This is a genomic window from Butyricimonas sp., assembly GCF_019423355.1.
In the GTDB taxonomy this organism is placed as follows: Bacteria; Bacteroidota; Bacteroidia; order Bacteroidales; family Marinifilaceae; genus Butyricimonas; species Butyricimonas faecihominis.
Map to the genome: position 1 here is coordinate 28,870 of NZ_JAHZBP010000011.1, position 14,492 is coordinate 43,361.

General features: G+C 44.4%; 11 protein-coding genes. 2 read left to right on the forward strand and 9 right to left on the reverse strand.

Going from position 1 to position 14,492, the window contains the following annotated elements; all coding sequences use genetic code 11:
- The first annotated feature begins 6 nt into the window (after positions 1-6).
- Positions 7-762: an SDR family NAD(P)-dependent oxidoreductase gene (locus tag QVC79_RS14370; RefSeq protein WP_270593237.1), complete on the forward strand. Its 756-nt coding sequence runs from the start codon at positions 7-9 to the stop codon at positions 760-762.
- A 122-nt stretch (positions 763-884) separates the two neighbouring features.
- Positions 885-1,607, forward strand: a complete 723-nt coding sequence (locus QVC79_RS14375) for a hypothetical protein (RefSeq protein WP_270593236.1) — start codon at positions 885-887, stop codon at positions 1,605-1,607.
- 1 nt (position 1,608) lies between these two features.
- Here the strand turns inward: QVC79_RS14375 and pbpC are convergent, their stop codons facing one another.
- The 9 genes from pbpC to QVC79_RS14420 form a co-directional block, all read right to left on the reverse strand.
- A complete protein-coding gene (pbpC, locus tag QVC79_RS14380) occupies positions 1,609-3,966 on the reverse strand; it encodes a penicillin-binding protein 1C (protein WP_270593235.1) in 2,358 nt (785 codons plus the stop codon).
- Between the two features lie 31 nt (positions 3,967-3,997).
- Positions 3,998-4,960 (reverse strand): methionyl-tRNA formyltransferase, encoded by a 963-nt coding sequence (gene fmt / locus QVC79_RS14385; protein ID WP_270593400.1) that lies wholly within the window; start codon positions 4,958-4,960, stop codon positions 3,998-4,000.
- The gene (locus tag QVC79_RS14390; RefSeq protein WP_124316579.1) at positions 4,947-6,404 is read right to left on the reverse strand and encodes an LptF/LptG family permease; all 1,458 of its coding nucleotides are present in this window, start codon (positions 6,402-6,404) and stop codon (positions 4,947-4,949) included. The genes fmt and QVC79_RS14390 overlap by 14 nt, the downstream gene beginning before the upstream one ends.
- 77 nt (positions 6,405-6,481) lie before the next feature.
- Positions 6,482-6,859, reverse strand: coding sequence for an START-like domain-containing protein (locus QVC79_RS14395; RefSeq protein WP_118258286.1), 378 nt, complete (start codon positions 6,857-6,859; stop codon positions 6,482-6,484).
- Positions 6,860-6,944: 85 nt separating this feature from the next.
- Entirely contained in the window at positions 6,945-8,294 is a 1,350-nt protein-coding gene (locus QVC79_RS14400; RefSeq protein ID WP_270593234.1) for a YihY/virulence factor BrkB family protein, read from the reverse strand.
- A gap of 108 nt (positions 8,295-8,402) precedes the next feature.
- Positions 8,403-10,841 (reverse strand): TlpA family protein disulfide reductase, encoded by a 2,439-nt coding sequence (locus QVC79_RS14405; protein ID WP_270593233.1) that lies wholly within the window; start codon positions 10,839-10,841, stop codon positions 8,403-8,405.
- Positions 10,842-10,852: 11 nt separating this feature from the next.
- Positions 10,853-12,328: a PKD-like family lipoprotein gene (locus tag QVC79_RS14410; protein WP_270593232.1), complete on the reverse strand. Its 1,476-nt coding sequence runs from the start codon at positions 12,326-12,328 to the stop codon at positions 10,853-10,855.
- A 33-nt stretch (positions 12,329-12,361) separates the two neighbouring features.
- Positions 12,362-13,072, reverse strand: a complete 711-nt coding sequence (locus QVC79_RS14415; RefSeq protein WP_270593231.1) for a DUF4843 domain-containing protein — start codon at positions 13,070-13,072, stop codon at positions 12,362-12,364.
- Between the two features lie 9 nt (positions 13,073-13,081).
- Entirely contained in the window at positions 13,082-14,488 is a 1,407-nt protein-coding gene (locus tag QVC79_RS14420; RefSeq protein ID WP_124316584.1) for a RagB/SusD family nutrient uptake outer membrane protein, read from the reverse strand.
- Positions 14,489-14,492 lie beyond the last annotated feature (4 nt).

Here is a 14,492-nt window from a genome sequence, read left to right on the forward strand (position 1 = left end):
ATTACTATGAACAAGATAGCGTTAATCACAGGAGCTACTTCCGGTATCGGAAAGGCAACAGCGACCAAATTGGCCGAAATCGGGTATAACCTCATTATCACCGGACGCCGGGGCGATCGTCTGACCGCACTGGAAGACGAATTAAAGGCAAAAGGCATTCAAGTACTGGCTCTTCAATTCGATGTTCGTAACCAACAAGAAGTTCACAACGCAATCAGCAACCTACCGGCAGAATGGCAAAATATAGATATTTTAGTCAACAATGCAGGCCTTGCCGTGGGAACTTCTCCTATCCAAGATGGGATTTTGGATGATTGGGAACGCATGATCGACACCAACGTGAAAGGCCTTCTTTACATCACCCACGAAGTAGCCCCCTTGATGATCAAAAATGAAAAAGGACATATCGTCAACATCGCCTCCGTGGCAGGTAAGGAAGTTTACCCCGGCGGGAACGTGTATTGTGCCACCAAACACGCCGTGGACGCCCTTTCCAAAGCCATGCGCATTGATATGTTGAAACACAACATCAAGGTAACCAACATCGCTCCGGGAATGGTTGAAACCGAATTCTCCGTAGTGCGCTACAAAGGTGACCAACAAACCGCAGACAACGTGTACAAGGGTGTTACCCCCCTCACGGGAGAAGACATCGCCGACACGATCGTGTTTGCCGTGACCCGTCCGGCTCACATCTGTTTGAACGATATTCAGATTATGCCTACCGCTCAAGCTAGTTCCAGAGACGTGAACAGGAAATAATAGGAGTATTCAAAAGTATTCATTGAAAAAATGCACTCTCATAGTGCAAAATTCAGATAAAAATGCACTGTAAGAGTGCATTTTTATTATATTTACAGTAATAAATCATACGATCAATATCTATGAATACAAATTTGTTGACTACCATTACCCTATTGATATGTCTAGTAATAGGCTCTAGTTGCAATGACAACAAAGATGACGGCTCAAGAGGTTTCATGTGTGTTGCCACGATTATCGGGGACACGACAAACGGTTTCCATTGCTATCTGGATGGCGGGGGATTAGTGACCTCTTACAACAAGAACCTTGCTGATACGGAAAGAGGCTATTTCGGCTTTTATTATAACGAGGAAGACTGGGAAACCTCCGCAAACGGTGAAAAGTTTATCAACAATGCCCATGTCGTCACGTGGTCAAAATACGAGATAATTCACCCGATTAGCAAAGAGGAGGCCAATGATACAAACATAGCCGAGAATTGTCAATTACCATCATTCCTCGGTGTAGGCTATGGGTATCATGGTTATTTCGATCTACATGCAGGTTTCTCCACGGTAAACTCGGTAACCGGAGAGAAAATTCAAGGTAAAATCAATTTAGTATATGACCCTCAAGAACAAACCCAAGATTCACTGAAATTACAACTTTACTACAATCCGAATATTCCCGATGATTGGTCAAAAACTCAGACCGACTACGGAACCGTATCATGTGATATTTCATCACTTGTAAACCTTCAGCAATGGAAAGATTCGGTAACTATTGTCGTAAAATCCGGTGACAAAGAAAAACATCGCACCAAGATCAGCAAAAATGATTTTCTAAAACCCGACAAACATTAATTCATTTATAATCCTTTTCCCCATCCACGACAACAAAACTCTGCCGTAGCGAATTCCCCTTTGCATCCACGAGATAAAGCGTATGTCGTCCGGGGGCCACGTTCACCTCTAATTGGTGATGATAACGGGTTGTTCCCAGAAATTGATCGTCAATATGCCAGTACACCAACGTGGAAGGCTCCCGATGAGCCATTTCAAACACGACACCACGTACCACTCCCCCTAAATCTTTGGGTATAAACACCCGCAATCCCCGTTGCGGGTAAATCATCTCCATCACATCATCCTGCCCCCGCTGGCAATCGGCACGATAAGGTGGTAATTTCTTGTAATCCGAATGTGTGCGGGCATAATACCACTCCTGCACGGGAGACAGCACGAACCAAGGTTCAATCCTCATGCGTGACACGGACTCACATTCCGAATCCACCCGAAATTTACCCGCCCGATCAAGATTCACCAATCGATGGTAAGGACAAACCTCTGTTTTCTCCCCGGCCCGGGCAACATAAACAGTATCTATTTCCGGGCATATTGAAGATGCCCGATACCCACTCTTACGACAAACGGCAACCGCGGACAACTCCTCCTTCGGCATATAAAAACGGGCATCCGTCCTCACCAAAGAGGCCACCTCAAACAAAATCGGTGCTGCAGCCCGTACCCCGATCAGCCCGGGACGTCCCTCACCATCCGCATTACCAACCCACACGCCAATCACGTACTCCGGATTCACCCCCACCGCCCAAGCATCCCGGAAACCGAAACTCGTTCCCGTCTTCCAAGAAAGATTCATCGAAGAGGCAAAATTCTTCCATCCTGACTCCAAATCCGGTCGTTCCACATCTTGCAAAGCCTTGAGTGTAAGCCATACCGCCGCGGCATTGACCACGTTATTCTGCACCTCGACACTATCCACCTGTTCACCTTCCCAAAGTCGTAAACGTCGAAACTCGTGGTTAAAACTCGTCCCGTCACACTCGTTATAGTGCCTCAAAATGGAAGCCATCCCCCCGTACATATTACACAAATCCCACAACTTACACTCGGCTCCTCCCAAAATCAAGCTTAACCCGTAATTCTCCGCCTTCCGATTTAACGTCGTAATCCCCATCTTTTTCAAATCATCATAGAAATGCTCCACCCCATACTCCCGCAACAAACGCACGAAAGGAATATTCAAAGACATTGACAACGCCCTGTCGGCAGGGACAATCCCTTGGAAATCCTTGTTAAAATTCGAGGGAACATATCCCCCGAAACGGGACGGAACGTCCGACACGATCGTCCCCGGCAAGATATACCCGGATTGCTGCATCAGCGCGTACAACGCCGGTTTCAAAATACTCCCCGAACTACGGTTCGACGTGATAATATCCACTTGATTTCCCCCGTCATCACGCACCTTAGGCCCGTTTCCCACGTAAGCCCGTACCTGTCCGGTCGGGATATGTGCAACCAACACGGCTGCATTATAGATATGATTGTGTTTCAACACGTCAATATGCCGCCTCACAATCCCGTTCACCTGTTCCTGTAATCGGGAATCAATAAACGTCTGGCTGATCTTCCCCCGACGCTGCCCGTAAGCTCTTGCCAGCAAATGAGGTGCGACACACTCCGGACTATACACCTGTTCCGGTAAAGGTTCCGCCATCGCCATTTCCAGATCCCCTTGCTCAAAATATCCCTGTTCATAAAGTTCACGCAACAGAGCATCCCGCTTTCCTTTCAAACCGGGCATATTCTTTCCCGGGTACATCAAAGCCGGGGCATTCGGCAACACGGCAAGCAATGCCGCCTCGGCCCAGCTCAGTTCATCCGGCTGACGATTAAAATATTTCAACGAAGCCGCCTGTATTCCCACGATATTCCCACCAAAAGGGGCGTGGTCCACGTACATATTCAGAATCTCCCATTTCGTGTAACTCTGTTCCAGACGAATCGCCAGCAACATTTCCAATATCTTCTCCGGAATCGTCCGGGGCGGGTTGTCACGTGACAGCCGAATCACCTGCATCGTCAACGTACTCCCGCCACTCACCACCGAACCACTCCGCACGTTCAACCACAACGCCCGTCCCACCGCTAGCGGGTCCACCCCGGAGTGAGTCAAAAATCGCTTATCCTCGAAACACATCAAAGCAGCCATGTACTTCATGGAAAGGCGCCCCCTGCCCGACACCCGGTACTGCCCATCACTCGCCACCGTCATACCCATAATCTCTCCCTCCTTATCCAAAATCACGGTAGAATAAGGCACCATAAACAACGGGGTTGGTAGAAAATACCACCACCCAATCACCAAAACGAGTAACACACTCCCCCCGATCCCTAACCTAAGAATCGGCCTTCGCATAGTTTCTCGCCCGACACGCATAGTAAATTGATTACAAAGAGTAATCCTCTATATGAAATCCCCGCAGGAACTCTTCCGTCTTCATCCGCTTTTTCCCGGACAACTGCAACTCTTTTATCCGAATGACTCCCCCCTTTACCAACACGTCCAAGTAAGTTTTATTATCCGTTGACAGACCCACTTCTTTCCCATGATCTTTCACGATTCGCTCCGTCTCGAAAATCTTCAACGACACAATTTCCCCGTTCTTCTTGTTTCGGAACTCGGTCCACGCCGTCGGAAAAGGTGAAAGTCCTCGTATATGATTAAAAATAGCGTCCACCCCTAGTGACCAATCCACCTTCATATCCTCCTTGAATAATTTAGGTGCGTGTTTCGGTTCACGCCCGGCCAGCAACCCGACCTGATCCTGTAACGGGTAATCACCGACAGTCATAGCCTCCACCGTTTTCACCAGCAAATCGGCACCCGTGTACATCAATTGATCGTGCAACTCTCCGGCCGTCATGTTCGGCCCGATCTCCACCCGTTCTTGGAAAATCAAATTCCCGGTATCAATCTCGTGTTTCAAAAGAAAAGTCGTCACCCCGCTACAAGTCTCCCCGTTCATCACCGCCCAGTTGATCGGGGCTGCACCCCGGTAATCCGGCAACAGTGATGCGTGTAAATTTACCGTTCCCAACGGGGGCATATTCCAAACCACCTCCGGCAACATCTTGAATGCCACCACGAGCTGCAAATCCGCTTGAAAAGCCCTCAACTCCTCCAAAAACCGTTCATCCCGGAAACGCTCCGGCTGCAACACGGGAATCCTCTTCTCCATGGCAAACTTCTTCACAGGAGACTCTTGAATCTTTTGTCCCCTCCCCGCCGGTTTATCCGGATTGGTCACGACAGCCACGACCTTGTGTCCGGCCTCCAGCAACTTCTGTAACGGATACACCGCAAAATCCGGTGTTCCCATGTACACGATTCTCAATTCACGCATTTTTATCTTTCTTTTTAAAGAAACCGATGATCTTCTTGATGAAATTAGTATACGATTCACTACTCATGACAGCCGAATCCGTCATGGCCGTGTAAGTCAAGACAGCCCCCAACGGCAACAGAATCACGGAAGAAATCCACATTCCTTGCCAAGGTTCCAGCACCCCTTCCCGGGCCGCTCGTTCCCCCATCATCCAGATAATATAATACACGATAAACAGGAAAATCGAAACAACTACTGGCGCTCCCAATCCTCCCTTACGGATGATCCCCCCCAACGGGGCCCCGATAAAGAAGAAAATAAAACAAGCAAATGACAAAGTAAACTTTCTGTGCCATTCGATATTATATTTACGAACGGCCTCTTCGTCCCGTTTATTGATAGATAAATCATTCATGTGACTCGTTTGAGCCCCCCGGGCAAGCTGCACGGCTTGGTCAATCGTGTTTTTCCGTTCCTCCACGTCAAAAGTCCGGTAAAGACTATCCAGATTCCTGACAACCCCTCTCGTCTCTTCACGAATCACGCTATCCCGCTTGGGGTTTCTCTCCTGCTTCTTCACGTAATTCTCCCGGAGCATATCGTGCGCTTTTCTTTGTTTCCGGCCATCCAATCGTAGGGACAGGGCCGAAACCGTACTATCCAGCTGGGCTATATTCAACATCCCGTAGCTATTCTTGAACAAGTCTTCATCCGTACGCTGCAAATCCTTATCACCCAACGGGATAATAAAATACTGTTTGTCAAACTGCACGCGCCGGAAAGGATAGGTTTTATTATTATTCGACTTCAACCCCTCGTCCGTGTACGTGTAACCGTGATACAACTCCACCTCCATGAACCGCCCTGTCGGGTCTGCCTCCATGATACCGGAATCCGCGATCGTCATCTCGTAATTACCCCTCCGATCCGTGTGATTGTAAATCAACATATTGTACATCATACCCGACTTCTTGTCAATCTTATCCACCTTGATACTATACCCCTCTATATCATTGATAAATACTCCCTCCTTCAAGGATAATTCCGGTTTCTGTCGTTTTATATCGTACAATAAGCTACTCGCCTTCAAGTTAGCGTAAGGAAGAACATTATTGGAAAAAAAGAAGGCCGCAATCGTGAAAATAACGATCAGCACGATCAACGGTTTCATAATCCGGTACAGGGAAATACCCGCCGCTTTCAACGCCGTTAACTCGTAATTCTCCCCCAGACTACCGAATGTCATGATGGAAGCCAACAACACTGCCAACGGCAATCCCATCGGCACCAGTGTCAAAGACACGTAAAAAAGTAATTCTGAAATAACATGGCCTTCCAGTCCTTTTCCCACCAGATCATCAATATATCGCCACAAAAACTGCATGATCAAGACGAACATACTGATAAAAAAAGTGGCCACGAAAGGACCGACAAAGCTTTTAAGCATAAACAGGTGGAGCTTCTTCATCTTTAGCACCTTATATTGGTTTTCTTATTTTTCTACTTTACTCGTGATAAACGAATTCACAAAGATAGAAAAAAACTTTATCCGCCAACCGTGCGATGTAACATTTCGACCTGTTTATTCCACAATTCAATGGCATCCCCCTCTTCATCAGCATCCACAAAATCCGTGATGATCAAAGCGACCTCCTCCGTCAAAGGCTCTACGTGGAGCGAAAATTCAAAAAATTCTTCCTCATCGTCCGCATCCAGCCACTTGAAGCGCACGTAAGAATTTTTCTTCATATCCACTAACTCCGCTTCTTCACCAATACCATCCCACACAAACGTGAAGATATTTCCATCATGTTTCACATCATCGGAAAACCACTCCGCCAAACCGGGAGCAGAACTTAGACGGGAGAACAATATTGTTACCGACGATGAGAAAATGTACTCTAAATCGATTCTTTTCCTCATACTTCATTTCAATTTGCCCGACAATATATAAAAGTTTTACCGGATATACAAGAAAAAACGAGACTTTAAAATGAATACATTCCCGTTATTGCTGAACCACAGAATCCTCAATCAACCGATCACCGGCAAAACCGGACAACACGGTTTCCTTGAATTGTTTTTTCCAGACTTCATCCCGGCTTTCATCCACCCGGGAAAAACGAATGATAATATCTCCCACCGACATCGTGTGCAAATCCGAGGCCGGGTAATAGAAATAATCATCCTCTTCCTTCGCCTCTACCAGAATATGCAAATCCACCAGTTCTTGCAACACGATACGTAATTTCCCAGTATTAATCTTCAATTCCTTGTTAATCATCCCCAAACTAGGTCCCCCTCCACCATTCACGTACACCCGAGCCACGAATTTCATAATTTTCAGCGCACATTCCAACGTCTCCATCCAAGCCGTATCCCCGAACAATTCGTTCTTGTACATGAAATGCCTGTTCCGGAAAATATAGCACAATTCCGTCCCCCACAACACGACACTCCAGCTTAACTGCAACCACACCAGCAACAACGGCAAAGCGGCCAACGTACCGTATATGGCACTGTAAGAACTCATGCCGATCTGGAAACGGATGTAAAACCATTGAATGATCTGGTAAACCGTCCCGGCAATCATCGCCGCCACGAAAGCGTGCTTGAACTTCACCGGGGTCGCCGGCATGAACATATAGAGGAAGATAAACAACATCCACACCAGCATATAAGGCAGCAACTTGATCACAATTTGGAGAAAAGAACTGATCAACGGGAAATTTTCCTGCCAACCGGAACCTGTCATGAACAAATTCAGACTACTCACGAGAATCATCAGAATCGGGGCGATAAAGATAATCGAGAAATAATCCGTGAACATCCGCCGTAAACTCCTTCCCTTTCGCACCCCCCAGATACGATTCATCGTCATTTCGGTACTATTCAACACCTTGATCACCGACCAAAGCAAAATCACGATACCGACACCCGTAATCACCCCGCCCTTGGCATGATCAATCGCTTTCGTGACATACCCCAACAACTGTCCGGCAAACTCTTGGTTATCGCCCAATTGTAACATAAACTCCTTCTCCAATGCCTCGCGGGCACCAAATCCCGCAGCCAACGCAAAAGCCAGTGCCATCAACGGGATAAACGACAGGATCGAATAGAACGTGAGTGCCGAAGCCGAAATCGTACACGCATCCTTGATAAAACGATTGAAAGAAACCACCACAATAGACAACGCCTTCTGCAAGAATTCCGTGATCACGAAACGATTCCCGTAATCCCTGCGCAAAACCATGTAATGATAATCCAAATCCAACAGACAATCCATACGACGGAGCATCTCTTTTTTATATCGAAGCAACAGACTTATCCCCTTATGCTCTTTCAATCTATTCATATCCCTTTTCTTTGCAAATATTCGAGTTTCAAAGGTACGAAAAACCCCGCAACTTTCGTTACGGGGTTTTTAATATATTTTATTATTTCCTTGTCCTTGGAGTTCTTTTTATTTCAACAACTTTTGCAACAAGCTCTTCAGCTCCGGGCTTGAGGGACGGGGCGAATTAATCGTAACGACCTTTCCTTTTTTGTCAAATACCATAAACCGAGGTATCCCTTTAATTTTATAATCATTCATTATTTTATCCCGACCTTGCTTGTTCTCACCATTAGCAAACAACTGGATACCTTCCAATCCTTCCTGTTCCAATGCCTCCAACCATTTCTTATAGTCTTTCTGTTCGTCGACAGATACACCGATAAAGACCACGTCTTTTCCCCTCATCTCCTTTTCTAGTTTAAGCAAATGTGGAATTTCTGCCCGACAAGGCCCACACCATGTAGCCCAAACATCCACGACAACTACTTTTCCTCGAAAATCCGACAAGGAAACCAGTTTCCCATTCCGATCCGGGTAGGTAAAATCAGATGCTAATTTTCCGGCAGCACCCTTGTATAATTTAGCCGAAACAGCATCTAATCGTTGTTGATGATTAGCTGTTGTCAAGTAGTTCCCGTATGTATCCAAAAGCTCAATATAATCTTCATACTTCCTACATTTTTCCATCTCCCAAAGAATCATTTCAGCTTTCAACGGATCACTTGACAACCATTCCAAACGATCCTCCAAAGCAATCCGTTCTTTTTCACCACCACAAGCAAAAGTTGTATAACGTTGTAAATAATCGTAGCCATAAGGTTGTCTTAATATAGAAGCATCCGATAACTTTCCTTTTTCCACGATTGTTTTATAATATTCCGGATAATCTGCTGGAGTCGGACGACTTGGTATATGTGTCGGTCTACCATCACGCATATAAACTTCTTTCGTCGCTTTTAAAGCATTCAATATTCTAAACGCAGCATAATCCAAATCGTAATCAACAGTTTGCTTAACTAAAGCCGCAAAAGTCGCATCCCGAAGAGTGATTTCGTCCTTAAACTTTTCCGCCTGTGGTAAAAAAGCCTCAAAATAAGGGTAAAAATCCCTGTAATCGAATAAAACATATTTCATATCATCCAATCTTTTCCTCACAGGTATCATCATTGATTCCCAACGAGCCAGTAAAAGATTTTCTGGAGTATTACGGTCAGTTATCATCAGCGTATCTTCTAAGATGTTCACCTCGGCCCGATCACCCGGCTCCAGATACAGACGTACACGATCTAAAATTTTCTCTCCTCCCACGGTATAAAATCCCTGATATGCAGGTTGAAAAGAAAAACCATAATGCCCATCTTCACTAATATGAGTTGTTGCCACCAAACGTTCCTTACCATCCACCACCTCATACAGATTTACATTCTCCATTTTATCCTTCGTCACCTTTCCTTTCAATTCGACATAAGTAGTACGATCTGTCAACTCACCTTGTAATTTATCGAAAGCTCTTTTTATAAGCTCTTTCAATTGTGGAGTTCCAACCTTATTCTCAGCCTCTCGCCCTAACTGGATATAACGTTCAACTTGACTGTTATCGCCAAGATCCACGATAAAATTTAAGCCTCCGAGCATATCAAACTCAACATAAGTCGGCAAATTCTCCTTATTTTTCTCCAAACATTGCAACACGTTCTCGACATCCCGGGCCTTCAAAGCAACAATATACTCCAACAGGCAACTAATCTTATCTTTTCCATCAAACTCGATCTTTTCCGATTGTCTTTTTATCAATCCACACATTTCAACCCACGTATTCCCTTTATCACTATGTAAACGATTCAACGCATCCGAATACACGGAACAAATCCGTTCATCTACAATTGTACCTCCAATATTTTTATCAAAATCCGACTTATTTTCTACCAAATAAATAAACCGTTCATCATTCGGCAACATCTCTTGTTCCAAAAGATACCAGTTCTCCCTGCGACATTTCACCTTATCATTCAATTTACCAAACGCTTCCTGACAAAAAGTTTCAATTTCTTTATCGCGTGAAGCATCTCTCAATGCATTTACATAGGCGGCATATTCTTTTGTGGACAATTTGCCCGCTTGATTACGCCCCTCCAAGTAGAGCAATGAAGTCTTTTCATTTAAGCCTCTCTCCACACGCATCCGGAATCGCTCCCATTGGCTGCCACCCACTAATTTATGTTGTACCGTACCATCCGGTCGTAATATGAAGAAAGTTGGAAAAGCACGCACTTCAAAACGTTTTCCGAGTTCTATTCCTTCACCCTTTTCCATATCGTATTTCACACACACAAATTCTTCATTCATAAACTCCCCAGCCTCAGCTAATGTAAACACATTGTTCAACATATTTTTACAAGGTCCACACCAACTGGTATAACAATCCATGAACACTAACTTTCCCTCTTTTTGGGCTTGTTCCAAAGCCTGCCGGAAAGTCAGATCACGAAATTCCACTCCTTGAGCATTTGCACGAAAGATGGTACCGCACAAAAGTGCGGCCCATAATATCAATCTAATTTTCATCTTTTCAATCGTTATTTTTTATATTCGAAATCGACTACTTTCCCACAAACATTTTTATAACGGGCAACTTCTTTTAACGAACCATCCGTACTCATCTCCAGCACCACGATAGAACCCGAGTTCTTTGCACCCGAACCATCACTGACACCAACCCACATCTGGTTGGTATTTCCAACCTGATCACATTCGATATAGTCAACATTTCCTCCTCCAACTTCATACTCCATTAACAAATTCCCCGTATCAAAACTAACACAAGCTATCTTTCCGGCATAACCATAATATAGGAAATTTGCTTTCTGGGAAGTCGTAAAAGTATGAGCCTCCTTACCTCCCGGATGAGACAACTGCCTCTTCTTTTTCGGAGAAAACTGAGGATTACCGTCCTTATCTTTACCCACCTCAAAAGAAAGCATGTAATGTTCGCCCGAATCATCAACCATGACAGCTCGTCCGCTACTCATAGAATACTCGTTACCAAACAATCCTCCCCACACCATCTGCATCCCCACGCTATTAGGATTAAACTCTCCCGTCAGATCATCCGGTAAAGTGATAATTTCATCCCATTGTAAAGGACATTTCATGGAAATAAAGCGCTCTTTCCCCTGATCATAAAAATAAGCCCTGTAATTAACCATAGAAAAAAAGAAATCAAACGGAGCTATTTTCTCGTAGTCTCCTTTCACGGCAACCCCGTACTTCGGATAACCGTTTGCCCGATTCTCTCTCCGGTAAAGAAGTCCATTATTGTTCACATATTCATATAAAGTAACACTATGCGTACCAAAAGACTGTGGTTTAACAATCTCCGGTTGGAAATAAAACATATCTTTAAAATCCATTACATACGACATATCCAAAGGTTTAACCACTACTCCACCTCGCTCATCATCCGTCATAATCACCACCATCTTTTCCGCTCCAGCAATCATACTTGTTATATAACGAACCCCGGTCGGTTTTTTGCCGGCTACTTCCCCGTTTACCTTCTGGTAGGCATCCTCTACCGCCGAACCGACAACATTCACGAAAGTCACGTTAGCCTCCCCGTTCACGTTACTCAACGCCATCATCCCTTTTGAATAGGAATTGACTACCGTAACCTGTGTCAACCGATCAGGAACATACTGTATTCCCGTTTTTTTATCCGTCATCTCGAAAACGAGCGTGTATTCCTCCGGTATACTTGTAACTTCCACATCTAAGTCCTTCTCAAAAGATAGAGTATCCGACTTCGTGGGATTGCCAGAACCGTAAGTAATATACATGTGCCACAAGTAAGTGTAATTCTCCGGGTTGAAATCTCCATCACTTACAGCAATCTCCGGTGTAATTTGCAAATGCGTGAATTGTTCCACCGTCGTATCTTTCATCCTTTCGATAGTAACATCATTTAATTCCCTGTATACATCATTCCCCTTATCCTCCAAACAGGCATAAAAGGCACAGACAATAAACCCTAACAAACAATATATTCTTTTCATTTATTCTTTTCATTTACTAAGTTGCACAATAAATCACCAAGGTTCTATAATAGCATTGTTCTCATCCCTTATCGGGTAGTTTTCCTCGAAATAATCACTCATATAGGCTCCATACACTTGCCACATCGTGCGCTCATTCGAATACTCGCTCGCTTCTACCGGGAAATCCCGTTTCAATTCAATCATACACAACTCATGTTTTCGCCGGGAATAATCACCAAAATCATACTTGATCGTCTGTTCCCAATAACTCGGTTTACTCAACATATTGGAAACAATCAGTCTACAACTTAAACGCTCGGTAATTCCCAATTCCAGTTTCTCTGAAGATTTCAAGGCTAGAGCGATGACAACCTGTCTGTTTTCCAATGACTTATCCTTATTATAAATAATCACCGGAACATTCACGTATACTGAATCGCAAGGCAACTCATACTCTGCCTTCAACGCCTCATAATGTAAACCTACTTCTGCCGTTGTCTTTTCCTCATCCACCACGACAATCACCGGACGACCTTCAGGTGCAGCATTTCCTTCCAAATTTACCCGAACCCACAATGTATCCTCGTCAACTCCTTTACCTGCAAAAGAATAAACTATACTGTCCAGCGTCTTTGTCCAATAATAACTTTCCGTCTGCAACTGGAAATAAACGGCATCCTTCCCGGTAAAAGGATAGTCAGCATTATCCTTACAACTTCCAAAAGCAATTAACAACAAGAAAATATAATATAACTTTTTCATAATTCCACTTTATTTAATATCACCAAACTCCATTTCATCATCCGGCATCGGGAACACGTAATTACCGGTCATCACAACACCCATATCGGGCAATGTATTATAATCAAGCCGCTTATAATAATAAAACAATTGTCCTTCTGCCATAAACTCTTTCCGATACTCGGCCTCGATTTCCGCGGCTAGATCACAATTCTCCTCCAACGGATAATTCACATATCCTCGATGATCACGCAAGGTTTGTAAATAACCTTTATCACCTGAAGCCTCCGCGGCAATCAAGTACATCTCCGACAATTTCAATAAAGGAATCCTGTTCACGCCCCGGTATTTACCAATATATGTTTTAGCTTCCCCGGTTTTCAAAAAAAACGTGTTCTGGTTCCGCCAATCTATATCCACGCCGGGAGTTCCAAACACACTGGCCCGGCGAGTATCAGAAATATGACATTGTACGGTACTCTCTTCTCCAAAATACACATCCGAACGCCCCTCTTCCATATCATACACATACAAAGAAGATATGTATTCATTTTCACTACACAAACTTCCCCATGTATTACCATCCCCCAACTGAGATTCCTCCAACAAAGTAAACTTTTCCCCATCAATAACTTCCTTTGCACATTCCAAAGCTTTCGTTTTGTCGCCTTTGTATAAATATACACGTGCTAGCAAGGCCGTCATTCCGTAATAATTCAAATGGGATTTCCGATACAGCCAAAAACCATCTCCCTGAATATAATCCTCTGTCTCGTAACCTTTCTCTGTATACGAATCAAATGATGGCCCGATCGGATCTACCTCCTTGATCAATTTTCGTGCAGCCTCCACATCATCAATCACCTTATCGATCACCTCTGCTACAGTCAATTGGGCTATTGGTTTATTGGTCACCTCTTCTACATAAGGAATTGCAGCCACATTAGCCCCCCTCAAATACGATGGAGCAAACCCTCGTAACACATCAAAATGCAAGAATCCCCGTAATGCCATAGCCTCCGCCTTCACGGTCTCATACACACCGCTACTAAAAACACCTCTCTTTTCATCGACATTAGCAAGAATATGATTACAATTCGCTATCGCGTTATAATTTCCCCGCCAGATAGCATCAATACATTCTTCAACCTTAGTTGACTCATAATCATACTTGAGAGCATCCTCATAATTAATTGACACATCCGTATACACCTGCCCTACCATATCTAAAAAACCCATCGTCTCATTCCCACCATACATTTCCGTTCTCGCCATAACCGTATATATACCGGTCAATGCATCCCGAAAGCCCGCTTCTGACTCAAACAAAGCTTCCTGTTTTATTTGTGATTTCGGGTCCACATCCAACCAATCACTGCAACCACCCAACAAAAGGACTCCTGCCAACCCAATGTATTTTACAATTCTATATTTCATAATT